The organism is Arthrobacter flavus (assembly GCF_039526005.1).
GTDB classification, from domain to species: domain Bacteria; phylum Actinomycetota; class Actinomycetes; order Actinomycetales; family Micrococcaceae; genus Arthrobacter_D; species Arthrobacter_D flavus.
The window spans coordinates 36,743-60,707 of record NZ_BAAAIJ010000023.1 but is presented as its reverse complement, the minus strand read 5'-3'; the positions used below and the strand labels follow the sequence as shown (position 1 = coordinate 60,707).

Sequence of the window (23,965 nt, the reverse complement as noted above, 5' to 3'; positions counted from 1 at the left end):
CCAAAACCAAACCAGCACCCGCGGCCCCTGCCCACCGCCCTCAAACACCCGGCCAAGACCTCCGATGAAAAATCGAGGCTAGGAGACGGTGCGGCGTCCTTCGAAGGCGCGGCCGAGAGTCACTTCGTCGGCATATTCGAGGTCGCCACCAACCGGCAGCCCTGAGGCCAGACGGGTCACTTTGATCCCGATGGTTTTGAGCATCCGGGCCAGGTAAGTGGCGGTCGCTTCCCCCTCGAGGTTCGGGTCGGTGGCGATGATGATCTCCTCGATCTTGTCGTCCGAGAGTCTGCTGAGGAGCTCTCGGATCCGGAGCTGGTCCGGACCGATGCCAGCGATCGGGTTAATAGCGCCGCCGAGCACATGGTAGCGCCCCCTGAACGATCGGGTCCGTTCGACGGCGATGACGTCTTTTGACTCTTCCACCACGCAAATTGCCGTCGGATCGCGGCGCGGGTCGCGGCAGATCCCGCAGGTCTCCTGCTCAGCCACATTTCCGCACACGGTGCAGAACTTGACCCGTTCCTTCACCGTGACGATGGCATTGACCAGGCGCTTGATGTCCTCGCCATCGCCCTCCAGGATGTAGAAGGCCAGCCGCTGGGCCGATTTGGGTCCCACCCCAGGGAGCCGTCCCAGTTCGTCGATGAGCTCCTGGACTGCGCCTTCGTACACGGGACCTTCTTCTGGTTGCTATTTCACTGGGACGGGGCGCTAGGGGCTGTCGACGCCGCGTTCCTCAATCAGTTTGCCGTTGAGGATGCGTTCGATGGCTGAGCGTCCAACCAGCCCGGACTCTTCAATGGTTTCATCGTCTGCGCTCGGCTCGTCCTCAACGTAGGTCAAGTCTACGGCGCCTTTGCGGGGATTGGCCGCTTCCTCTTCCAGCCGCTTCCGTTCCGCTTCGTCAAGGAGGCGCTGATATCTGCTGAGCGGTTTGGCTGGCTGGCCAGTGACCGCCGGTGGGGGCTGGTCAACTGCAGGCGCCTGCGGGGGCTGTTGCCGCGATGTGCCCACCTGGTCTGCCGTCGGCCGTTCCTGGGCTTTCTCCTGAACTGGCGCGTGGGGCTGAGCCGGTGTTGCGTTCTGACCTGGGGCGGTCTGCGGCGGACGGCGGGTGGACAGGGTCTGCTCAGACTCGTCGGGGGCCGCGGGTTGGGCTGTTTGCCAGGCAGTGCTTTCCGGGCCCAGATCGTATTCGTCGGCGGGCGGCTCTACGGAAGCCCACGAGTCGTCCGGTTCCGAGGTTGCTACCCTGCTTCGCGGGGTCTGGCTAGGGGTGGCAGTTGGTGCGCCGGGGGACTGCCGGGCGGGACCGCTCTGGCCGGCGCTGGTGTCGGGGCCAGTGTTCCAGCGGGCTGGCGTTGCCCCACCTGACTGTTCCGTGTCGCGGGAGGGGGCTGCAGAGGGCGTAGAGCTGGGAAGCGTAGACGCTGGTGCTGGTGCTGGTGCTGGTGCTGGTGCTGGTGCTGGTGCTGTGGGAGCGGTGGCCGATGGAGAAGCGGGTGCGGCGCTGGAGGCAGCGCTGGAGACGACGGCCGCCGCCGGTTCCTCGGGTGTAGCTGCGGACGGTGGTGACCCCGGGGTCGCTGGCTGATGAGCTCTGGTGGGTGCACCAGATGCGGGCGCCGTCGTCGGGAGGGACTGGCCAGGCTGGGGTGTTGTGGGCGTTGAGCTGCTGGGAGTCTCTGTCGGCGCCTGCCGACTAGTGGGTACTTTTGGGTTTGGCTCACCCGCTGACGCTGCTCCGTCGTGGAGTACTTCGATGGTGACCTTCAGAGCCAGGATCTTGTGGATCGCCTGCTTCACGTTGTCCATGTGCGTGCCGCGCTGGAAGGCGATGGCGTTTCCCTGGGTTGCGAAGGCGAGGACCAGCTGGTTCCCGGTCATGCTCCGAGGCTTGGCATCTGGATTGACGTTGAGCCAGGTGGTGCGTTTGATGCGGGCAAGCTCATCCATGATCTCGGGCCACGCACGCCGGATCATCTCCACCTGCGGTGTCCCGGAGGAGGAAGGGGCCGATGCTGGGTCCTGCCGCGCAGGCTCGGGCGCGGTCGGGGATGCTGCCGGCGTGGACGACGACGGTACCGGACCTGCAGGATTCTGGCCTGCAGGTGAACCTGAAGTGTTCGAAGCTGATGCGGCTGGGGCCGATGCTACTGGCGCTGGGCCGCTCGGGGCTTCGGCAGCTGGGGTGGCTGACGTGGTCGCAGATTTCTCGGCGGGAGCAGTCTCCTCCGGCCACGCCGCAGCACTGGCCGCCTCCCCTCCCGGGACGGAGCTCGCTGAGGGGTTAACGCCCTGTGGCCGGCTCGGAGGGCTCGCGGGAGGGTGGGTCTGGGCGGTAGCAGCAGGTGCTGACGGCCCACTGGGCGCGGCATCGGACCCGGCGTCGGTCCCGGCGTACTGCAGGCGGCGTTCGATCCGGTCCACGCGGGCCAGGGTTCCCCGCTCGGTCTCATCGGCGGCGGGCAGCAGAATCCGTGCGCAGAGCAGCTCGAGGTGAAGACGCGGTGATGTGGCGCCGGTCATCTCGGTCAGTGCCGTGTTGGTGATGTCTGCGGCGCGGGAGAGTTCGCCGCGGCCCAGTTGGTTGGCCTGCGTGCGCATCCGGTTCAGCTGGTCGTCGGGGGTGCCCCGGAGGATCGCTGCCGCACTGTCGGGGACCGCGTTCACGATAATCAAATCGCGGAACCGCTCCAGCAGGTCTTCAACGAACCTGCGGGGGTCATGTCCCGTCTGGATTACCCGGTCGACGGCGCTGAATACCGTGCCAGCGTCGCCCGCGGCGAAGGCGTCGACGACGTCGTCCAGCAGGGACGCATGCGTGTAACCGAGGAGGGACACGGCAAGCTCATAGTCGAGCCCGTCCGGCCCGGCGCCAGCCATGAGCTGGTCAAGGACCGACAGCGAGTCGCGCACCGACCCGCCGCCGGCCCGGGTGACGAGGGACAGCACCCCTGGCGCCACGGGGATGCCCTCCTGCTGGCAGAGCAGATCAAGGTAGGCCATCAGCGGCTCAGGCGGCACCAAACGGAACGGGTAGTGGTGGGTGCGGGACCGGATGGTGCCGATCACCTTGTCCGGTTCGGTGGTGGCGAAGATGAACTTGATGTGTTCCGGGGGTTCTTCGACGATCTTCAGGAGGGCATTGAAGCCTGCCGACGTGACCATGTGAGCCTCATCGATGATGAAAATTTTGTACCGGTCGCGGACCGGCGCGAAGGTGGCGCGCTCCCGGAGGTCTCGGGCGTCGTCGACGCCGCCGTGGCTCGCAGCGTCGATTTCGATCACGTCGAGGCTGCCGGAGCCGCCGCGGGCGAGCTCAACACAGCTGTCGCAGACCCCGCAGGGGACCGGGGTGGGGCCCTGGGCGCAGTTCAGGCAGCGCGCCAGGATGCGTGCCGAAGTTGTTTTTCCACACCCGCGGGGACCGGAGAACAGGTAGGCGTGGTTGACCCGACCCTTCTCAATGGCGGCCATGAGGGGCTCGGTGACGTGCTCCTGGCCAATGACGTCCGCGAAGGCTTCGGGGCGGTATCGGCGGTAAAGGGCTGTGCTCACAGAAGAACCCTATCGGTTGGTGGTGACGTAGTGCAGTGGCGGAATCAGGACAGCTCGCCGGGCTCAACTATCCAGGCTTCACGCGGCACCTCTGCCGGGTGAAACGCCTCGAGCGCTCCTGCCAGCGTACCCGCCGGGAGCCCCGCCGACCGAAGAATCAGGTCCCGCACCGAGCTGGCGGTCCAGCCCTTTTCGGCGAGTGATTCGAGGGTGACGGCGCCGTCACGCTTGGCGAGGCGCCGCCCTTCCCGGTTCAACGCAAGTGGGACGTGCGCGTACTGGGGTGGGGTAATCCCCAGCAGGCTGGCCAGATAAGCCTGCCGGGGGGCGGAGCTGAGTAGGTCATCGCCGCGGACCACCTGGTCGATTCCCTGTGCGGCGTCGTCGACGACCACCGCAAGGTTGTACGCGGGGACGCCGTCGCTGCGGACAATGACCAGGTCATCCACCGGGCCGGTATAGCTGCCGTGCAACTCATCCTCGACCGTCCAGTCGGTCACCCCGGACCGCAGCCGCAGGGCGGGCGGACGGCCATGCCGGCGGGGATGAGCCGACGCCGGCATGGTCCGGCAGGTGCCCGGGTAGGAGCCGGGCAGCGAATGAGGGGCGGTGGCAGCCTCGGCAATGTCACGGCGGGTGCAATAGCACTCGTAAAGCAGGTCGGCGTTCCGCAAGGACTCGACTGCGGCCCGGTAGAGGGGGAGCCGGTCACTCTGGCGGACCGGTTCCGCATCCCAGTCGAGCCCGACGGCGGTGAGCTCGGCGAGCTGCGCTGCTTCGGCTCCGGCGCGGGCACGGTCCAGGTCTTCGATCCGCAGCAGGAAGGACCGGGACGTACTGCGCGCAAACAGCCAGGCGAGGATCGCGGTGCGGAGGTTCCCCAGATGTAGCTCGCCGGAGGGGCTGGGGGCAAAGCGGCCAGCGCCGGGGCTGTTCATCGGTGCTCCTGCAGCGTCAGGGGATGAGAAGACCCCCCATGCACCTGTCAGAGCCCGCTTACCCTTGCTACCTTCCGGTCCTGGGGGAGTTCACAGGGTGACACCACATGAGGGGCCGGGAAAGAGTCTACAGGAATCTCGGGGCCGGATTCGAACCGGCAGAATCGTCGGTCGTCGTGCCGCGGGGCGGGCAGAACGCCGGCTGGTTGTCTGCTGAATCAGGTGTGATCCTGGAGTCGCCCGGCAAGGTCACACGGCGGCGATTCGTTAGATCGTTCCCAAGTGGGTATTCTGGTATCTGCTCCAAACTAGGAGGATTCGCCTAGCGGCCTATGGCGCACGCCTGGAACGCGTGTTGGGTTAACGCCCTCGGGGGTTCAAATCCCCCATCCTCCGCCATATGTGAGTTACGACAAAAGACATCTCCAGCTTCGGTTGGGGGTGTCTTTTGTCGTTCAACCACTGAAGAACGTAGCCTCATCCCCCGGGTTGGGGCGGGTTCGCCTCGGCGTCAGTGCCCCGCAGCCTGGCGAGCCGTCGGAGCGCGGCTGCCTCGCTTGGGCCCTCGGGTCCGAGGCCGAGCCGGACGATGAACATGACCAGGCGTGTCGCGGTGCGCACCGGCAACGGAATGGGCCCCAGTGACGGCACACGGAGCCCCAACAAGTCCCGGTGGCGGGGTTCGAGGGTGGCCACGGCCCCGGCGAACAACACCCGGTAGCCGAATCGCTGGGACAGCGGTAGCGGCGGACGTTTAATGTACCGGAGCGCTTCGGTGACCTGCGGGCCGCACACCAGCTCGTCGTCGAACGCTGCCAGTTGCGCTGCCAGTTCAGCCGCCGACTCCGGCGGGTCGATGACCCCCATGAGTCGCCCGGCCTGTGCCCATTCAGCCACATAGTTGTCTGCACCGCCGGGGATCGGCGGGCCATACGCCAGATGCGATGCCAGGAAGGCGTCAGTGAAGGCCAGATGCACCCAGCGCAGGAGGTCGGGGGAGCCCGCCGAATAGGGTTGAGTGTCACCCCGACTGTCAATGTAGGTGCCAGTGACCCGCTGATGTAACCGCTGTACCCAGGCCGAGCCGGCCTTGGCCGTTTCGGCTGAGCCATAGGTGACGGTGAAAATCCACTGGATGGTTCCGGCGAGGCGGCCGAGTGGGTCTTCGCGGTATCGGGAGAAGTCGTGGACGCCCGCCATCGCACCCGGATGCAGCGCCTGCAGCAGCAGCGCCCGGATCCCGCCGACCAGGGGGGTCATTGACCCGTGCACTGCCCAGGCCGCTGACGACGGCGGGAAGTAGCCGACGTCGTCGCCTTCGTCCAGCTTTTCCGCCCAGGCCGGGGGGACCTCCGAGTTGCCGGTGAAGGTCTTGCGGAGCTGTGTGCGCCAGGCGGTTAGCCCGGTGTTTCTAAGTGAGGCCACCACCCCATTATTGCCTAGGCCCATCCGCTGACTGCTACCGTACGAATGCTAAGCAGTCGCCTACCGGGAGTAACCATGTCACCAACGAATCTGCATTCCATTCCTCTGACCATGAACGATGGCACCGAGAGGTCGTTCGGCGACTTCAAAGGCAAGACGGTGATGGTGGTGAATGTTGCGTCGAAGTGCGGCTATACCCCCCAGTACGGTGGGCTGGAGAACCTCTACCAGAAGTACCGGGATCAGGGATTTGTGGTGGTCGGAGTGCCCTGCAACCAGTTCATGGGCCAGGAACCCGGAACGGATGACGACATTCAGTCCTTCTGCTCGACCACCTATGACGTCACGTTCCCGTTGACCAAGAAGGCCGACGTGCGCGGCAAGAACCAGCACCCCCTCTACTCGGAGCTGACGAAGTTCAAGAACGGCATCCTGCCCGGGCTGGTGAAATGGAACTTCGAGAAGTTCCTGGTGAATGATCAGGGCTCGGTGGTGGCGCGGTTCGCCCCGACGGTGGAGCCAGAGTCGGCCGAGGTGGTCGCGGCCATCGAGGGTGCGCTGGCGAAGACTGCCTAGGTTGACCTAGCTGCCAGCACGTGCCTCGCTGACGGGGCGGAGGGACTCAACACACGCGGCGAGGAAGGCGGCGCCAGCGTCGTCGTTGGTCAGGTGATCCTCGGTGAGCACGGGGTACGGCTTGTCCGGAACTCCGTCAGCGGGTCGGACGTCAACATGGGCGACGTCGTACCCGTGTTCGTGGAGGTAATCGGCCATCGCGTAGTCGGTGCGCGAGTCTCCGACGGTCCGCCAGCGGGCAGGGATGGCGGTGCCCAGCAGACCCAGGGCACGCTCGGCGCCGAGGTCCTTGCCGAGACGGACCGATTCAATGTCGGTCGAGATGATGGTCGGGTCGATCCGGTAGTCGATGTTGTCATCGCTATCCGGGGCATGATGGGCCAACCGGCAAACCCCCATGCCGAAGGACCGCATCAGGGCCAGAGCGTCGGCGTCGAACCCGGCCTGCTCAGCCAGATAGTCGGTGTTGTCCACCTCAATGTGCTGTTCCACCGACACCATCGCGTATTTGGTTTCATCGAAGAACATGTGCCCGAAGTACTTTTCCGCCACCAGTTCGCGGATCCCTGCCCCGAACTCCTTCGGCAGTGCCAGAGCCTGGTCGACATGCAGTTCGCCCGCCCCCGACCTGTCGAAGCTGAACCAGACGCCACCCTTCTCACAGATGGCGTGGAACACCACGCCTTCGGGGATCCCTGCCGCGAGCATGGGAGCCATCACCTCGCTGCGGATGAACGAATCAGACCGTCCCGTGTTGAAGATGACCGGCCACCCGGCGGCAGCGAGAGTCATCAGGTCCTTGATGATCGCCGGCCGCACGGTCCGGGACACGGGGCTCGCGATTGGTCCGTCGACATCCAGCAGGAGTCCGGTCAGCTCAGGGGTGCTCATGCCTGCAATTATTCTCGGCGGGCCCGGTATCGACTATTCGGTGGCCGGTCTGAACGTAACCTTTGGGCCACTAAAGACCGTTGGGCGCGGCTCATGTTCCATTGCCCGATGATGTTCTCTAGTCTGTATTGGTGATCTTCAAAGCCGTAAGCGCAGGACGTCCCTACCCGGACCATGGTTATGTGACCCCCAAGGATTGGGCCGGTGTCGCACCCCGGCAGGTACGGCTGGACGAACTGGTGACCACCAAAACCACCCTCGACCTCGAGGCGCTCCTCGCCGAGGATTCAACATTCTTTGGTGACCTGTTCCCGCACGTGGTCCAGTGGAACGAGACGCTCTATCTGGAAGACGGGCTGCACCGCGCCGTCCGCACGGCACTGCATCAGCGAACCATTCTGCACGCGCGCGTCCTGGTGATCAATGACTGACCAGCCCCCGCACCGGCACGAGACCAAAAAGTCCAAGAAGAACCCGATTGAATGGCACGGCCACCGGATCGTGACCGAAAACGATCTGGACAGCGTGTTCGCAGACACGGGGGAGGTGGAGCGCCCGCACATTTACATGCGCCGGCTCCGCCACGGGGTGGTTCTGGTGGTGCTGGTCGCGCTCCTCGCTGCGGCGGTATTCGTTGCGATAGGAATCAACCGTGGGGATATCCGCATTGCCGCGCTGGAACCGGATCTGGAGCCGACGTATGCCTGCCCGGAGGGCCCGTTCGAGGTGCAGTCCCCTTCGGCCATTACCGTGAACCTGTACAACAGCACAACCATTCCCGGTCTGGCTGGCACGGTCGGTGAGGTCCTGACGGAACGAGCGTTTGTGCTGGGCGAGATCGGTAACCGCACGGTGAACCGGACCGGCATGACTGCCATCGTGGTCGCCGGACCGGAGGGCTACGCGAATGCTTTCACCGTCCAGCGCCAGATTCCGGGAACCACCTTCGTGGAGGATGAGCGCGCTGACGCTACCGTCGACGTCGTCGTCGGATCAGGGTATGAGGGCCTCATCGCTGAGGCTGAGCTGGACGAGACTCCGGGCGGACTGGTGTGCGTCGACCCGACCACGGCATCTGCCGAGGCCGAGTCCACGTCGGGTGCACCGGAGTCGACCCCCGCTGCACCCTAGCTGCAGGCTAGTTGCAGCCTTCGGGCCCGCACGCTTCGCCGTCGGCGGAGGCCGCTGCGGATCCGGCGGGACTCACGAGGGTCAGCGGGTTCGCTTCCTGCCACGCGGTGGTGAGCGCCTCGGCGAACAGATCGGCGGGTTGGGCTCCGGAGATGCCGTATTTCCGGTCGATGACGAAAAACGGTACTCCGCTGATACCGAGCGCGCGTGCCTCGGCAATATCGTGGTGGACGTCGTCGGCGAACCGGTCCGTGTCGAGGGTGGCCCGCACATCCTGCTCGGTGAGCCCGATCTTCTGGCCGAGCTCCACAAGGAAGTCCGTATCGGAGGTGTCTTTGCCCTGTTCGAAATGGGCGGACAGGATGGCTTCCTTGGCGGCATCGCCGAGCCCCTGGGATTTGGCCAGGTGCAGGAACCGGTGGGCGGTGAAACTGTTGCCCACCACGACGTCCTCGAACCTGAAGTTCAATCCCTCGCCCGCGGCCGAAGCGGACAAACTGTCCCACATCTCGCGGATCCGGTCTTCGGAGATGCCCTTTCGTTCAGCGAGGTATTGCTGTTCGGTGCCGTCATAGTGATCCGGGAGATCCGGGTCCAACTGGAAGCTCTTCCAGGTCACGGTGACCTGATCGCGGTGTTCGAAGCCGGCGAGGGCCGTCTCAAACCGGCGTTTGCCGACGAAACACCAGGGGCACTTGACGTCTGACCAAATTTCAATCTGCATACACCGCACAACGCGGGGTGGGCTGCGGGGTATTCCCACCGCACCCCGCCGTGCCCCCTACCGGGGGTGCGGAGAGGTGCGGTGGGAATTGACTAGACGGTCGCCAGCTCGCGGTTCTCGTGCAGGTAGCGGGCGTAGGCGGGGACGGTGAGGAAGGTGGGAAACTCCTCACCGAGGGCCACCTCCTCGAAGATTGCCAGGGCGTCGTCGAAACGGTCGCCGTCGAAACGCTCCATCGCCGCGAACTCCTCCTCCAGCAGCTCGGCGACCCACCCGTGGGTGATGGCCTCGCCGTCGTCGGTGACGGCACCCGAGTAGATCCACTGCCAGATCTGAGACCGTGAAATCTCAGCCGTGGCGGCGTCCTCCATCAGGGAGTTGATCGCCGCAGCGCCGTTGCCACGCAACCACGACTCGATGTACCTCACGCCGACCTCAAGGTTCTCGCGGATCCCGGCTTCGGTGATGACACCGGGGGTGCCTGCGATGTTGAGCAGCGCCTTGTCGTCGGGGATGACGTCGTCGCGCAGCTTGGTCAGCTGGTTGGGCCGCTCGCCGAGGACGGCGTTGAACACCTCCATCGCTACCGGAACCAGGTCCGGGTGGGCAACCCAGGAACCGTCGAAACCATCGTTCGCCTCCCGGGTCTTGTCAGCCCTCACCTTTTCCAGTGCGACGGCGTTCGCGGCTTCGTCTCGCCGGTTCGGGATGTTGGCCGACATGCCGCCAATGGCGTGGGCGCCCCGGCGGTGGCAGATGCGCACCAGCTGCTCGGTGTAGGAGCGCATGAATGGCGCGGTCATGGTCACCATTGACCGGTCAGGGAGGACGAAGCGGGGCCCGCGGGTCCTGAAGTTCTTGATCACCGAGAAGATGTAGTCCCACCTGCCCGCGTTCAAACCGGCGGCGTGTTCGCGCAGTTCGTACAGGATTTCCTCCATTTCGAACGCGGCGGTGATGGTTTCTATCAGCACCGTGGCGCGGATAGTGCCCTGGGGCAGCCCCAATAGTTGCTGGGCCTGGACGAAAATGTCATTCCAGAGCCGTGCCTCGAGATGGTTCTCGATCTTCGGCAGGTAGAAGTAGGGGCCCCGGCCCTGGGCGATGAGCGTCCGGGCGTTGTGGAAGAAATGCAAACCAAAGTCGACCAGGCCGCCAGCGATCGGGGTGTTGTTGATCAGCAGGTGCTTCTCGGGCAGGTGCCAGCCGCGGGGGCGCACGACGATGGTCGGCCGATCCTCACCCAACCGGTACTCCTTCCCTTCCGGGGAGGTGAAGCTGATGCGGTCCGCCAGCGCGTCGCGCAGGTTGAGCTGCCCGTTGATGACATTGGACCAGCTGGGAGTGGAAGAGTCCTCCATGTCGGCCAGCCACACCTTGGCGCCTGAGTTGAGGGCGTTGATGGTCATTTTCCGGTCGACGGGGCCGGTGATCTCTACCCGGCGGTCCTCCAGACCCGGGGCGACCGGCGCAACCCGCCAGCCGTCGTCGTCGCGAATGTGCTTGGTCTCGGGGAGGAAACGCGGATCGGTGCCGTTGGAAATCCTGGCGCGGGACTGCTGCCGCAGGTGCAGGAGTTCCTGCCGGCGGCTGGCGGTCGACTGGTGCAGTTTCCGGAGGAAATCGAGGGCTTCCGGGGTGAGGATTTCGTCCTGGCGGCGCACGGCCGGCGCCGTCAGGGTAACGCCGTTGAGGGTAATCAGGTTGTTCATGGTGTGCCTCCTGGGAGAACGTGGGTGGGGCAAAGGGGGTTAGTGGAACTGCTGCGCCTCGGTGGACCCGGCCAGGGCGAGGGTGCTGCCCGTGGGGTTGAGGGCGGTGGCAACCTGGTCGAAGTAACCGGTTCCCACCTCACGCTGGTGCTTAGTGGCGGTGTAGCCGCGGGACTCGGCAGCGAATTCGCGCTCCTGGAGTTCGACGTACGCACTCATGCCGTCGCGGGCGTAACCCTCGGCCAGGTCGAACATCGAGTAGTTGAGCGCGTGGAACCCGGCCAGGGTGATGAACTGGAAGGTGAACCCCATAGCGCCGAGCTCCCGCTGGAACTTGGCGATCGTTGCGTCGTCGAGGTGCTTCTTCCAGTTGAACGACGGCGAGCAGTTGTATGCCAGCATCTGGTCCGGGTGCTCCGCCTTGATGGCCTCAGCAAACTTGCGCGCCAGGTCAAGGTCGGGGGTGCCGGTTTCCATCCACAGCAGATCCGCGTACGGTGCGTAGGCCCGTCCCCGGGCAATGCACGCCTCGAGGCCGTTGCGCACCTTGTAGAAGCCCTCAGAGGTACGCTCGCCGGTGATGAACTGCTGATCCCGCTCGTCAACGTCGGAGGTGATGAGGGTCGCGGCCTCGGCGTCGGTGCGAGCAATCACTACCGACGGCGTCCCAGCGACGTCGGCGGCGAGCCGGGCGGCGTTGAGGGTACGGACGTGCTGCTGGGTCGGGATCAGTACCTTCCCGCCGAGGTGCCCGCACTTCTTCTCCGAAGCGAGCTGGTCCTCCCAGTGAACGCCGGCAGCGCCGGCCTGGATCATCGACTTCATCAGTTCGTAGGCGTTGAGTGGGCCGCCGAAGCCTGCTTCGGCGTCGGCGATGATGGGAACCAAGTAGTCCTCCACCGTCTGGACCCCTTCGGCGAAGTCGATCTGGTCAGCACGTAGCAGCGCGTTGTTGATGCGGCGTACCACAGTGGGAACTGAGTTGGCGGGGTACAGCGACTGGTCGGGATAGGTGTGCCCGGAGTTATTGGCGTCGGCGGCGACCTGCCAGCCGGACAGGTAGATTGCTTTCAGGCCCGCCTTGACCTGCTGCACCGCCTGATTGCCGGTCAGCGCGCCAAGCGAGTGAGTGTACTCACCCGTGCTGGCCTGATCGGTCAACTGCGTCCACAACTTTTCGGCGCCGCGCCGGGCAAGGGTGTGCTCCTCCTGGACCCGGCCGCGAAGGCGGACGACGTCGGCTGCCGAGTAGTCGCGTGTGACGTTCTCCCAGCGGGAATTAGCCGACCACTCAAGTTCCAGCTCCCGCTCAGCCGATCCTTCGGCGCCCTGGCCTGTCGATGCGGTGTGTGTCTGTGGGGCGTTCTGGTCCTGTGTCATTGCATTCTCCTTTGAATTCCCTGAGCCGTTGATTCGAGTGCGCTAAGTGTTCGTTTGGCTTCGTAAAACCAACCTTTCTCTCATTTCAACCCCTTGCCTAGATGGAAATGCTGGCAAGAAACGCACTTCTTCGCGTAACCTCAAGAAATGACCAACATGCCGATCAAGCCAGCCACCTGGAATCGACCGGAATCCGGTGGAGCCGCAGAGGTGGGCGCCGGTGCGCCGGACGACCTCGACGCGATCAGTCTGGGCCGGCGGATCCGCCACCTCAGGAAATCGAAGGGGATGACGCTCGACGACCTGGGCGCCGTCGTCGGCACCGTTGCGTCGCAGCTGTCGTTGATCGAGAACGGCAAACGTGAGCCAAAGCTGGGGATGCTGCAGGGTCTCGCGTCGGCGCTCGGGGTAGGGATCGACCAGCTGTTAGGCGCGGAACCGCCCACCCGGAGGGCAGCACTGGAGATCGAGCTGGAGCGGGCGCAGCGCGGCCCGCTGTACGGGGCACTCGGGCTGCCGAAGGTGCGGATCTCCTCACGGCTCCCGATGGAGGTACTCGAATCCCTGGTGGGCCTTCAGGGCGAGCTGGAGCGGCGGCTCAACGAGCAGGTGGCCACCCCGGAGGAAGCCCGCCGGGCGAACGCCGAACTGCGGCGTGAGATGCGCAAACAGAACAACTACTTCCCCGAGCTTGAGGCCGAGGCGCAAAAGGTCCTGGATTCGGTGGGGCACACTGCGGGGCCCATGTCCCAGCACCTGATTGCCGACATCGCCGCCCACCTGGGGTTCACACTCCATCACGTGGGTGACCTGCCGCATTCAACCCGCTCCGTCACTGACTTAAAGAACCGCAGGATTTACCTGACCCAGTCCCAGCGCACCGACCACGATCCGCGCTCGGTGCTGCTGCAGGCGCTGGGACATTACGTGCTCGACCACCAGACGCCAGAAAATTATCGGGAATTCCTCAGGCAGCGCGTGGCCACCAACTACTTTGCCGCGGCACTTCTGCTGCCGGAGAAACCTGCGGTGGAGTTCCTGCAGCGCTCGAAAGCGGCGAAGGAGATTGCCGTGGAGGACATCCGGGATGCGTTCGCGGTGTCCTACGAGACCGCGGCGCACAGGTTCACCAACCTCGCCACCGAGCACCTGGGTATCCCGACCCATTTCCAGAAGACCCATGAGAGCGGGATCATCTACAAGGCGTATGAGAACGACGGCGTCACCTTTCCTCAGGATCACACCGGAGCCATCGAGGGCCAACCGTCCTGTAAGCGCTGGACCTCACGGGTGGTGTTCGAGGTGGCCGACAAGTTCCGTGCCTACAACCAGTACACCGACACGCCCAGCGGTACCTACTGGTGCACGGCCCGGACCGAACGGTCAGCGAGTGGGGAGTTCTCGTTGAGCATCGGGGTACCGTATGCGCACGTGAAGTGGTTCAGGGGCAGGGATACCACCATGAGGGAAAAGTCCTTCTGCCCGGATGAAGCGTGCTGCCGACGCCCGCCGTCGTCCCTGGCTGAAAATTGGGCAGGTCATGCCTGGCCGAGCGCCCGGGCGCACTCGCACCTGCTGGCCGCCATGCCGCCCGGTGCGTTCCCCGGCGTAGATGAGACCGAGGTGTACAGCTTCCTTGAGGCCCATTCGGGCTGACCTTTCACAACCTCAAGCCACCGATCAGGAGAACAACATGGACCTATCCACCGCAGACCTCTACGACCAGCTCGGAGAGGCCGTTCAATCAGTGTCACTCCAGTTCCAGGATCTGGGGGGAGAGATGGCGTTCAGCGGACCGATCCGGACCGTGAAGTGTTATCACGACAACGTGGTCCTGAAGTCGCTCCTGTCCACACCCGGCGCAGGTGCGGTCCTCGTGGTCGACGGCGGCGGCTCACTTGAGCGGGCGCTGATGGGTGACATGATTGCGGAGATTGCGGTGAAGAACGGGTGGCACGGCGTCATCATCAACGGTGCAATCCGTGACCGCGCGGTGCTCGCTGGGCTGCCCCTCGGCGTGAAGGCACTCGGCAGCAATCCCCGCAAGAGCGCCAAGGACGGCGTCGGCGAGATTGATGTGCCGGTGGCGTTTGGAGGGGTCGTTTTTACCCCCGGCGGGACTGTGTACGCCGATGCCGATGGAATTCTGGTCGCCGGCCCCGCAGTGTAGCTAGACACCGCTTTTTAGGTTGAGCTGTTGCTATCCGTGGTTACGGGTTGCAGTCGCCGTTGTCCTCGGTGTAGCCATCGAGACGTTCGATGAAGCGTGCCATGGCGTCACGGGCTACGGGCTGAAGGCGCTTGTACTCGCCATCGTTGAACCCGGTCGTGATGCCATTCTCGGCCATCCAGGAGATCTCCTTGTGGAACTGGTCGTTCACTGGAACATCCGGGAACGGCGCAACCTGAGGTGCATCGTAATCGGCTGCGTCCGCGATGCTGCAGTACTCGCCAGCGAAGCGGTTCATGAACGCGGCCATCGCGTCACGGTTGACGGGTGCCAGCGGACGGAAGGCGCCGTCGCTGTAGCCGGTCGACAGGCCGGTCTCGGCCATCCACGCCATTTCCTTGTAGAACTGGGTTGCAGGAGTGATGTCAGTGAATGGTGAGGTGGTGGGCTCTGCGTAAGCAGGCTCACCGGCCAGGCGGTAGAGGAACGCCGCCATCGCATCGCGGTTGATCGAGGCCAGCGGACGGTAGGTTCCGTCCGTGTAACCGTTGGTCAGACCCCGGTCAGCCAGCCAGTTGATGGCTTCCTCATGCTCGTTGCCCGCAGCGTCCGGGAACCGGAGCTGGTCAACCTGAAGTCCGACAATCTCGTCCTTCAGACCCGTTGCGTTGTGGTGATGCAGGAACAACGCGCGTGAGTCGGTGACGCCTTCCTGACGGTTGACGCCGAGCAACGCTCCATCGGCCGATACGAATGCTGCCGCATCAGCATCAGCGCCCTCAAACCACAGCTCGGGCTCGGAGACGTTGAAATCGATCCAGTCGGTGGAATCCACCGGACCATTTACACCGTCTTCGTCAACATTGAACGGGCTGTAGGTGGCGACCCGGTACTGGATGGGTGCCGATTCTTCCAGATCGAGGCCAAGAGCTGCAGCCGAGATAGGAAAGGTGATGACGTTGGTGTCGAAGGTGTTGGTGTCAGTATCGCCGAAAACGCCGTTGGCGAAAACCTGGTCGGTTAGGAGGGGATCCCCATTCGCATCGACCGCTATTGAACCGTCGGCGGCAAGTTCGTAGACCTCGAAGAGAATCAGGTCCAGGTCAGGAGCACGGCCGGTGAAACCAACATAGTCGGTTGTGCCGTCGCCGTCGGTGTCGAACTCGACCTCGACGCTGCTGTTACCACCGAGCTGCCCCCAGTTCTGCCAGGTGCTGACGCCAATGTTCAGTGTGCCGTCTTCGGCTTCGCCGCCCGCTGCTACCACTCCAGGGACCGTCGATGCTGCGCCGACTGAACGCAGATCGAGGGAGTAGAGGGATTCCAGGGGACGCTCGTCGGCCCGAGGGCTTTCGGCGCCAAGCACGAGTGGGGAGACGATTGACGCGTACTGCGAATCTTCGCCGCCCTGAAGAAGACCGCGGCCCTCCATGGCGATTGCGGTCTCAAGGGTTGACGCGTTCTCGAACATGATCTTCGAGCCTGCCGAGATTTCCGAGGTCGGCTTTGGTGCCGAGTAGACGGGAACGCGGAGTTCCTGACCCTCTGCGCCAGCCAGCTGGATGCGGCCGGAAACGTCGGCGAGGTACTGACGGGGCAAACCGAGCTGAGTTTCCTCAGCGGCCGGGTCAATCGTCTTCGCCAGCGCCGCAGGATCGTCGATGCTCATGGTGACATCGAGGGTGATGGTTCCGTTGGCAGGTACATCAATAAGCTCTGGGCTTACCGTGACCTCGACGCCTGGCATGGTGGATGCCTCAAGGTAGCTGGTCGAGTAGGTCAGAACTGAATCCGACTTGTTCTCGACGGTTACCTGCTGGGTCATCTCCATGGCTTCGGTACCTAGCTCCAGCACACCGAAATTCACCGAGGTGAGGGAGGGGTCTTCGGTGGCATAGGCGAGCACCCGGGTATCGAGCGCCTGGACTGCGTCAACGCGACCGGAGCCGACCCGGTTGGGAGCGTAGGCCGTGCCGTCGGCGGTGAGCAGATCTTCAGTGGCCGTGTTCATGATCATCGACTTGATCTCGTACGGGTTGAAGTCGGTTTCCGCGAAGAGCAGGGCAGCGATGCCGGCAACGTGAGGAGCGGCCATTGACGTACCGCTCTTTGACGACGCACCTGTGCCTGTTCCGACCTGAACCGACCCGGTGGAGACACCGGGTGCTGCGACGTCGGGCTTGACGACGCCGTTGGAGCCGTGGAGGCCACGGGAGGAGAAGGATGCGAGCGTGTCTTGTGCACCAGATTCGCCGGTGACTACAGCCTGGAAATCAGCATCGAGCTGGATTTCCAGGGTGCCGGCTTCTGCTGCTGGTTCCAGCTGCTCGGAGAACTCGGCGTTGAACTGAACGCCGGGAATGGTGGCGTTGCCGCCGATGCCAGCGTCGAAGACTGCCCGAGGCGAGTCGAGGACTACGCCTTCTCCACCTGCAGCTTCAACGTTGTTGAAGCGGGCCACAGAGCCGCAAGGGAACGCGCCGTCCTCTTCCCACTGCAGCCAGACCCATTCGCCGTCGAAGGTATTCGGCGCGAAGGGCTCGCACCCGAAGGCATTCGCTTCGGGTGCCTTGACCACGGTGCCCGTGAGCTGTTCATCAGTGGCGCCGTAGAAGTCGAAGTTCTGGCTGTACTGGCCGAGTGCTTCTCCTGCTACATCGCTGGGTGCAAGCACCTCTGCGCGGTCCAGTGAGACCTGCGAACCGACGCTGGCCGCAACGGTCAGCGCTGACTTGGAGCTGCCAGGGGAGCCGCCGATGTCGTAAACGTCCCCGTCATTTCCTGAGGAAACAACCGAGAGGACGCCAAGGGTGGTGAGCATGTCGACAATGTCATTTTCGGGGTCGTCATACGCTGGGAAGGAGGAACCCAGAGACATATTGACAACCTGCGCGCGGTCGCTGAAGTCGCCGTCACGGTTGGGGTCAAGTACGTAGTCGAGCGCCTCTCCAACCACTGAGCTGGAACCTTCGCAACCGAAGACACGGAGCGCAACCAGCTGGGCTTCCGGAGCCGACCCCGGGCCAATCTTCATTGCGTTGACCGCATCGGCATCGAGGGCGGAGTAATCGCCGTCGAAGGTGGACCCATCGTCGTTGACGCCGTAACCTGCGGCGGTGCCTGCGACGTGGGAGCCGTGGCTCTGACAATCGAGAGGGTTAGCGTCCGGTTGTGGCTCACTGGTCAGGGGGTCGCTGGCGTCGTAATCGTCACCCACCAGATCCCAACCACCAACATACTTGGCGGCGTCGAACAGTGCGGGGTCAGGTTCGAGGTCATTCTGAGCCTGTTCGAATGCTTCGATGGTGCCCGGCCCGCCAAAGCCTGAGTGGGTGTAGTCGAGTCCGGTGTCCAGGACGGCGATGGTGACTCCCTCGCCGGTCTGGTCGCGTGCGGTCCAGGCATCAAGGGAGCGGGTGTCGATGTCGGCGCCCTTGTTGGTGGTGGTCTTCGGCACGATACCGGTGATCTTCACGACGTCGGGGCGGGCAGCAAGTGCCCTGATCGCTGCAGCGTCACCCTGGATGGCGACACCCGGGAGAGTGTTGGAAGTGGTGTAGAGCTGGGTCGCGGATGCTTCGGCGGCTACCGAGTCTGCCTGTTCCTGGATTCCGGACCTAATGTTGAGGACATCGCTGGTTCGGTCCAAGGGTGCTGTCAAGCCGCTGAGGACCTCGGCGGGCTGGGTTTGTTCGAAGGCCCCTTGACCCGAGAACTGGACGTAGGCAGCAGTTGAACCCTTTCTGTCTCTCAGGTCACCGCTGACTTTTAGTTCGGGTACTGCCTGCAGCTCGATTCCCTCAGCTGTGGGTTCACCCGAAGACGGTGATTCCACAGCCGAAGCAGGCGCCCACATGCTGGAAGCCAGAACAAGGCCAGTCAGCGATGCCAACACAGCCTTCCCCGTATTCCGGTGGTATGACTTGCTCATACTTCTCCTTAGTGAGGCTCAGTCATGACCACCCGCTGAGACCTGTGATTAGCTCCCCGCAAGTACTGCTGACACGGCCATGACAGATGTGAGTGACGTTCCCTGAGTGAACAAGATGCATCAGCAGTAGTTGAACAGTGGATGCCGGTTACCCGACCCCCTCCACCGGTACTACCTTTCTGTGTGATCAGTCACAAGTCAACGGCTACCACAGAAAAAACTTAGTTAAGTTAGGCAATTTCCTGTCAAATCCCTGGGAAAGCCCGCGCGGTGTGAAATCGATGACTATTCGGAGCTTCTAGCGGCGAAGTATTCTACTTCTTAGCCGGCGATAGCGACGCCTTGCCAGAGCGACGAGGCTGGCGTCGCCTACTGTCTGCTCGAGCGCCTGTACCCGCTCGCTGAGTTGACGATTCGCGTCAAGAATCTGGCGCAGCAGGTCTTCCGAATAATTCTGCCGTTGATGCAGGTGGTCGAACTCGCGCTGCTGATACGACGTCTGGTAGAGCAGCGATCCCAGCCCTGACTGGCCGACATGCTCTTTGAGGTGGATCTCGCGCACCAATTGATCCAGCCGTTTGTGCTCGGCGTCACCAACAATCACGCTGTTCCCAAGGTCTCCCGTCGCTTCCTTCCGCTGGTTCCAAAAGGCCAACGGTTCCTCGCCGAGAAAACCCAGCGTGTGCTGTTGGAGCAGCCGGAGCTGAAATTCCCAATCGCCAACCACTGAGAGGGATTCGTCGTAATAGCCAATCCGGTCATGAACTGAGCGGCGATATAGCAGCGAAATGGGGACGCACCGGTTGTGCCGGAGGGTATCAAACAGGGTGATTGACTGCAGCTGCGGCTGGAAAATTTCCCGGCTAATTTCTTCGATTGTCCCGTCCGTGATCCGTTCGTAGACCAGTTCCGTGCGGACTGCTACCCCGGCGTCGTCGTGGTGCGCCAGATGAGCCAGGGTTCGTTCGAGGAACTCAGGGTGCCATTCGTCGTCGTCATCGTGGATGGCGATGAACTCCGAGTCCGACGCTCTGATGCCGGCATTTGAGGCTGCCTCCATGCCGCGCGCCGCGTCGTGGTGGATGACCTGGACTCGATCGCCGAGCTGCACACGGTAGCGGTCCACCACTGGATCCACTTCGGCGCGGTCACCGCCGTCGTTGACGACAAAGAGGGTCCACTGTGTGACGGACTGGTTGAGGACATCGCGCAGTGCACGGTCCAGCAGCACCGATCGGTTCCGGGACCGCATGATGATGGCGACTGAGGGGGGAGGAACGAATGTCACTGAAGATCCTTAGACGGCTTTGCGTAGTGGGAGCCGCGTACGCAGGGAGGCTAGTCTGCGGACCAGCCTGAAACTGGAGGAATTGAACCAGCCGTGCAGCTCGTCCCGGGCGGCGGCGACTTCCCCTTCAAGGTGTTCACGAGTCTTGCGGAGGTCAGCCAGTTCTGCTGACATCGGGAGGAACACCACCCGCGCCATGTCGGCTGCTGCGGCCCAGGATCCCCGTGCGGCCCATTGGTGGTGTGGCGACGGGGGCTGAACCTCGACTGGTTCGCCCTGCAGTGCACTAACCACTGAGTCCCACCACGCGGCAGATTCGATGAGCTTCTGGGGCCGGAGGGACTGCACCTGGTCCGCGATGTCCGTACGGCGCTGCCACGCCTCGTGAAGGGCCTGCCCGGCCGTGCCGTCGAGCAGCGACGGCAGGGGCAGGGCGAAGTCGGAGAGGCCCCAGTTGGCGAGGGCCCCACGCAACCGCACGTCACTGTATTCGTCCAGGGACAAGGCAACCGTGGGGACGCCGCCGTCGAGAGCGAAAACCACCGGGTGATACCGCGACGTGACTACCAGTGCTGCCCGAGACGTGAGTACTGCGGTGTCGCGCGCCGAGGCGATGGGCTGTGACTGGACGGAGGAGGTCATCGCTGCAGCAATCTCCGCGTGTAGTGAGTCATCAATACCGCCCTCACCCTCAACAGCCATGTGGGGCAGCAGGAGGACGGGCAGGCCGGTGAGGTCGGCGGCGTCGTCCAGGACCTGCGCAACGGCCGTCACGAACTGGTCGCGTGGACAGGCGCCCGTGTTGTCGGCGAAGGTGCCAACAATATAGGAGGCCATCGGTGGGGCATTTTCCGGCGGCTGGCCGCCGGCGTCGGGCTGCTGCCGGGCGGCCGTGCTCGATGCGAGGAAGGAAGCGTCGTCAAGGCACGGCACCACGCTGGATCCTGCCAGCTCCCGTCCGAGGCTGAGCGAACTGTCCTCACGTGCACCTATCAGGGCGGCACGGGAGAGCATCTGGACTGCCACTTCACGGTCAGCGCCGTACAGCATAGGACCGATGGTCTGACCAGCAATCACCACTGTCTTGCCGAGGTGCCGCGCAATTGCGGTGACCGCTGCGCGTTCGTAGAGCAGCCAGCCGAACACCGAGTTCATATTGCCGCCCCCCGCGATCAGCACTGAGTCGCAACCGCGGAGGGTCTGGATGAGGCGGTGCACCTGGTCGTCGTCGGCCAGGCTATGAGCCTCGCCGTTGAGGAGCGACATTATCTCGCTGAGGTAATGCTGGTAGTCGGCGTACGGCCACGGAAACTCGATGGTCGGCGCTGCCTCGGTGCCGAACCGGGTGGTCGTGTCAGCTGCATTCCGGCTGAGCAGGACGACGTCCTTGATGCCGCGGCTGGCCAGTTCATCCACGGCAGCGTGAGTCATTGCGTCATCACCGACGTGGTAGGTGCGCTGTCCGATATCGCCCAGAATCGCTACCCTCATGCGCGGGTCCCGGCGGCCCCGCCCTGCCAGACCGCATCGAATGGGGCCTGGGAGGACAACCGGTGACGAATCGCTTCGGTCACGAAAATCTTGGCGGTTCGAGCCGCATCGAGGGGACTGGCGCCCTTGGACAGTTCCGCCGCAATGGCCGCGGCAAGGGTGCAGCCCGCGCCGCTGACAGCTACGTCGCCGACCTTCGGGGCTGACAGCAGCTCAAGGGTAGTGCCATCGAAGTAGACGTCGACGGCGTTCTCACCTGCCAGGCGAATACCACCCTTGGCGACGACGACGGCGCCGCTGATCTCGTGAATCCGTTTGGCGGCCTGCTGCAAATCCTCGATGGTGTTGATGGTCAGGCCTGACAGTGACTCAGCCTCGAAGTGGTTGGGGGTGACAACAGTTGCGAGCGGGAGAATGTTGGCCTTGAGCGCCTGATCCGTGTCGAGCGCGGCGCCGGGCTCCTGGCCCTTGCAGATCAACACCGGGTCCAGCACAATGTTGCGCCACTGCTGGCTCTTCAGCGCCGTCGCAACAGTGTCGATGGTTGCCGGGGTGCCCAACATGCCGATCTTGACCGTGTCCACGGGGTAACAGGTCAGGACTGCCTCCAACTGGTCGGCGATGACCTGGGGCTCGACCGCCACGAACCGGTGGTTCCAGTTGTCTTTCGGAGCGAACGACACGATGCAGGTCAGCGTCGCGATGCCGAAAACGCCGAGCTCCTGAAAGGTCCTGAGGTCCGCCTGGGCGCCGGCCCCACCGGTCGCCTCGGATCCGGCGATGGTCAGAGTCACTGCGGGGGCGGAATTAGTTAGGGGCATTTGTACAGTCTGCCTACTTTCGGGCGGGGCGGCCAGTTCAGGGCCCTCCACCCGGGCGTGGCAGAATTGGACTGCCCGGGGGCAGCCGGGCATCAGTGCTAATACAGCGGACCCAATCGTGTCCGCGAACCACTTCGATGAATGAGAAGACGTTGACTCAACTGCAGGAAAAAACCCGCGCCAAATTTGCCTCCTCCGGCAGTACCTACTTCGCGATCATGCTGGCGACCCTCGCAGTCGTCGTACTGCTGTCCAATATTGGGGCTTCCAAGGGCGTGCTGATCGGTCCGATTATTGGTGACTTCAGCATCATCACCGACGGCGGCTTCTTCCTCTTCCCGCTGGCCTACATCCTCGGCGACGTCATCAGCGAGGTGTATGGCTTCAAAGCCGCCCGGCTGGCGATCATCGTGACTTTTGTCTTGTCGGCGTTTGCCTCGCTCTGCTACCTGGTCATCATCGCCCTGCCTGGGTTCGACGACGACTTCGGCACCTCGAAGCAGGCCGCACTGGAAGGAGCGCTCGGCCCGGTTCCTTTGATAGTGCTCGCCTCCCTGCTGGCCTTCGCGGTCGGCCAGACCCTCAACGCCTGGGTCCTGGTCAAAATGAAGGGGCGCTTCGGCGAGCGCGGTCTAGTGGGGCGGCTGCTCGGCTCGACAGTGGTCGGGGAGTTCGCCGACACCCTGATTTTCTGTGCCATTGCTGCGTCGGTGATCGGCATCACCACCTTTGGCGGATTCCTCAATTACCTGCTCTTCGGCTTTCTGTACAAAACCCTGATCGAGGTGCTGTTCGTGCCGGTCACGACACTGGTGATCAAGGCGATCAAAAAGCGCGAACCGAGTTACGCCGCGTCCTAGCGCTCCGGGCCTCACACTCACCCGGAAAAGTGCCGGAGCCGCAGACGAGTGGTGGGGCAGCCACTCGTCTGCAGGTCACGCACTTTTCCGGTGCACTAGGCGGGCGCGGTGGAGAGCCGACAGGATGCGTGCCTTAAGCTCCGCCTCGCGGAAGAGGTCCGCCCATTCGAGGCGGATGAACTGCCAACCATCCTCCATCAAGTCCTTTTCCCGGCGGCGCTCCTCGAACAGCACTTCCTGGGTCGGGGCGAAGTCGAAATATTTGATCCGGCCGTCAAACTCCAGGGCCAACAGGAGCTCCCGCCAGGCAAAGTCGAGTCGGTGATTGCCGCGCCTGGTCCGGACAGTGACCTGCTCCTCCGGCATCGGCAGCCCCATCCTGTGGAGGAAGTGTCTGGTCAAGGTCTCACCCGGGGACTCTGCCAAAGCGCTGGCTCTGGCAGCGACAGCCCGTGCGTTGGCGATGCCCTTGTGGCCGGTGAGCTGCAGCGCGATCGCTTGCATAGCAGGCTGGTCTCCGCCGAGTTGCAGCGCGTGATCGGCGATGATGAGCGACTGGCGGTAGGAGAGTATGCGGGCGCAGTCCACCACAGTGCGCTCCAGGGTGGTGACTCGCAGACCCTTCCCAGAGGAAACGTCCCGGGATGACAGCGACGAGTAGTGTGCTCGGACGTCCGGACCATGCCCGTGTGGACTGGTCGGAAACCCCTGGATGAGGTGGATCAGGTCATCCACTTTCCATAGGTACAGGCCATGGACGCGGGCAGCCGAGGTGTGGCTGTAGACCATCCCCCTCCGTGGTGTGGGAAGCAGCGCGTGATGGTGAGCGTAGATGCGTTGCAGAGCCCGGGCCTCAGGCGACTGCTGTCGCCAGAGCTGGCCGGAAAGATAACAGCCGCGACGCAACCGCACCAGGTCTTCGCCTTGGACGAAGCGGGCAACCTGCCGATCGTTGACGTTTCGTTCGGCGAGTTCCTCGGTGGTCCACGGCTTTGTGGAGGCCTTGAGCCAGGGCGGGCATCCAACGTTCATGCGGCCAGCATGCGCTGATCCACGCCCGATG

Annotated in this window: 19 protein-coding genes, 1 tRNA gene and 1 other RNA gene; 7 read left to right on the top strand and 14 right to left on the bottom strand. The window is 63.8% G+C overall.

Annotation, left to right across the window (positions count from 1 at the left end):
* Nucleotides 1–78 precede the first annotated feature (78 nt).
* From recR to ffs, 4 genes are all read right to left on the bottom strand, one after another.
* Entirely contained in the window at nt 79–675 is a 597-nt protein-coding gene (gene recR, locus ABD059_RS07325) for a recombination mediator RecR (RefSeq protein WP_019483259.1), read from the bottom strand.
* A gap of 39 nt (nt 676–714) precedes the next feature.
* Complete coding sequence (locus ABD059_RS07320; RefSeq protein WP_343878710.1) at nt 715–3,564, bottom strand: DNA polymerase III subunit gamma and tau; 2,850 nt, start codon at nt 3,562–3,564, stop codon at nt 715–717.
* A gap of 44 nt (nt 3,565–3,608) precedes the next feature.
* The gene (gene gluQRS / locus ABD059_RS07315) at nt 3,609–4,502 is read right to left on the bottom strand and encodes a tRNA glutamyl-Q(34) synthetase GluQRS (protein ID WP_343878709.1); all 894 of its coding nucleotides are present in this window, start codon (nt 4,500–4,502) and stop codon (nt 3,609–3,611) included.
* A 24-nt stretch (nt 4,503–4,526) separates the two neighbouring features.
* An RNA gene (gene ffs / locus ABD059_RS07310) (signal recognition particle sRNA small type) lies at nt 4,527–4,622 on the bottom strand.
* A 191-nt stretch (nt 4,623–4,813) separates the two neighbouring features.
* On the opposite strand from ffs, the gene ABD059_RS07305 reads away from it, so the two are divergent.
* A tRNA-Ser gene (locus tag ABD059_RS07305) sits at nt 4,814–4,901 on the top strand.
* Nucleotides 4,902–4,979: 78 nt separating this feature from the next.
* Here ABD059_RS07305 and ABD059_RS07300 read toward each other — a convergent pair.
* On the bottom strand, nt 4,980–5,927 hold the full coding sequence (locus ABD059_RS07300; protein ID WP_343878708.1) for an oxygenase MpaB family protein: 948 nt from the start codon (nt 5,925–5,927) through the stop codon (nt 4,980–4,982).
* Between the two features lie 75 nt (nt 5,928–6,002).
* Here ABD059_RS07300 and ABD059_RS07295 point away from each other — a divergent pair, with 75 nt between their 5' ends.
* Nucleotides 6,003–6,503: a glutathione peroxidase gene (locus ABD059_RS07295; RefSeq protein ID WP_343878707.1), complete on the top strand. Its 501-nt coding sequence runs from the start codon at nt 6,003–6,005 to the stop codon at nt 6,501–6,503.
* A gap of 6 nt (nt 6,504–6,509) precedes the next feature.
* Here the strand turns inward: ABD059_RS07295 and ABD059_RS07290 are convergent, their stop codons facing one another.
* On the bottom strand, nt 6,510–7,394 hold the full coding sequence (locus ABD059_RS07290) for a Cof-type HAD-IIB family hydrolase (RefSeq protein WP_343878706.1): 885 nt from the start codon (nt 7,392–7,394) through the stop codon (nt 6,510–6,512).
* A gap of 131 nt (nt 7,395–7,525) precedes the next feature.
* Between ABD059_RS07290 and ABD059_RS07285 the strand changes: the two genes are divergently transcribed.
* Together ABD059_RS07285 and ABD059_RS07280 are read left to right on the top strand one after the other, a co-directional pair.
* Nucleotides 7,526–7,825: a type II toxin-antitoxin system VapB family antitoxin gene (locus tag ABD059_RS07285; protein WP_024476219.1), complete on the top strand. Its 300-nt coding sequence runs from the start codon at nt 7,526–7,528 to the stop codon at nt 7,823–7,825.
* Nucleotides 7,818–8,525, top strand: coding sequence for a LytR C-terminal domain-containing protein (locus ABD059_RS07280; RefSeq protein WP_343878705.1), 708 nt, complete (start codon nt 7,818–7,820; stop codon nt 8,523–8,525). Before ABD059_RS07285 ends, ABD059_RS07280 begins: the two co-directional genes overlap by 8 nt.
* Nucleotides 8,526–8,532: 7 nt before the next feature.
* Here ABD059_RS07280 and ABD059_RS07275 read toward each other — a convergent pair whose 3' ends face one another.
* The 3 genes from ABD059_RS07275 to aceA all read right to left on the bottom strand — a co-directional run bounded on the left by ABD059_RS07275 (nt 8,533) and on the right by aceA (nt 12,341).
* Nucleotides 8,533–9,249 (bottom strand): DsbA family oxidoreductase, encoded by a 717-nt coding sequence (locus ABD059_RS07275; RefSeq protein WP_343878704.1) that lies wholly within the window; start codon nt 9,247–9,249, stop codon nt 8,533–8,535.
* Nucleotides 9,250–9,341: 92 nt separating this feature from the next.
* Nucleotides 9,342–10,961, bottom strand: a complete 1,620-nt coding sequence (gene aceB, locus ABD059_RS07270) for a malate synthase A (RefSeq protein WP_343878703.1) — start codon at nt 10,959–10,961, stop codon at nt 9,342–9,344.
* Nucleotides 10,962–11,000: 39 nt separating this feature from the next.
* On the bottom strand, nt 11,001–12,341 hold the full coding sequence (aceA, locus tag ABD059_RS07265) for an isocitrate lyase (protein WP_343878702.1): 1,341 nt from the start codon (nt 12,339–12,341) through the stop codon (nt 11,001–11,003).
* Between the two features lie 147 nt (nt 12,342–12,488).
* Between aceA and ABD059_RS07260 the strand changes: the two genes are divergently transcribed.
* Both ABD059_RS07260 and rraA read left to right on the top strand, forming a co-directional pair.
* Nucleotides 12,489–13,997 carry a helix-turn-helix domain-containing protein gene (locus ABD059_RS07260; protein WP_343878701.1) on the top strand — a complete coding sequence of 503 codons (1,509 nt, stop codon included), beginning with the start codon at nt 12,489–12,491 and terminating at the stop codon, nt 13,995–13,997.
* A gap of 37 nt (nt 13,998–14,034) precedes the next feature.
* Complete coding sequence (gene rraA, locus ABD059_RS07255) at nt 14,035–14,511, top strand: ribonuclease E activity regulator RraA (RefSeq protein ID WP_343878700.1); 477 nt, start codon at nt 14,035–14,037, stop codon at nt 14,509–14,511.
* Between the two features lie 40 nt (nt 14,512–14,551).
* Here the strand turns inward: rraA and ABD059_RS07250 are convergent, their stop codons facing one another.
* The 4 genes from ABD059_RS07250 to thiD all read right to left on the bottom strand — a co-directional run bounded on the left by ABD059_RS07250 (nt 14,552) and on the right by thiD (nt 22,042).
* On the bottom strand, nt 14,552–18,442 hold the full coding sequence (locus ABD059_RS07250; protein ID WP_343878699.1) for a S8 family serine peptidase: 3,891 nt from the start codon (nt 18,440–18,442) through the stop codon (nt 14,552–14,554).
* A gap of 298 nt (nt 18,443–18,740) precedes the next feature.
* Nucleotides 18,741–19,730, bottom strand: coding sequence for a glycosyltransferase family 2 protein (locus ABD059_RS07245; protein ID WP_343878698.1), 990 nt, complete (start codon nt 19,728–19,730; stop codon nt 18,741–18,743).
* A gap of 9 nt (nt 19,731–19,739) precedes the next feature.
* Complete coding sequence (locus ABD059_RS07240; protein WP_343878697.1) at nt 19,740–21,221, bottom strand: polysaccharide pyruvyl transferase family protein; 1,482 nt, start codon at nt 21,219–21,221, stop codon at nt 19,740–19,742.
* A complete protein-coding gene (gene thiD / locus ABD059_RS07235; protein WP_343878696.1) occupies nt 21,218–22,042 on the bottom strand; it encodes a bifunctional hydroxymethylpyrimidine kinase/phosphomethylpyrimidine kinase in 825 nt (274 codons plus the stop codon). Before thiD ends, ABD059_RS07240 begins: the two co-directional genes overlap by 4 nt.
* A 137-nt stretch (nt 22,043–22,179) precedes the next feature.
* Here thiD and ABD059_RS07230 point away from each other — a divergent pair, with 137 nt between their 5' ends.
* The gene (locus tag ABD059_RS07230; RefSeq protein WP_343878695.1) at nt 22,180–22,902 is read left to right on the top strand and encodes a queuosine precursor transporter; all 723 of its coding nucleotides are present in this window, start codon (nt 22,180–22,182) and stop codon (nt 22,900–22,902) included.
* A 75-nt stretch (nt 22,903–22,977) separates the two neighbouring features.
* Here ABD059_RS07230 and ABD059_RS07225 read toward each other — a convergent pair whose 3' ends face one another.
* Nucleotides 22,978–23,934 (bottom strand): hypothetical protein, encoded by a 957-nt coding sequence (locus ABD059_RS07225; protein ID WP_343878694.1) that lies wholly within the window; start codon nt 23,932–23,934, stop codon nt 22,978–22,980.
* Nucleotides 23,935–23,965: the final 31 nt, after the last annotated feature.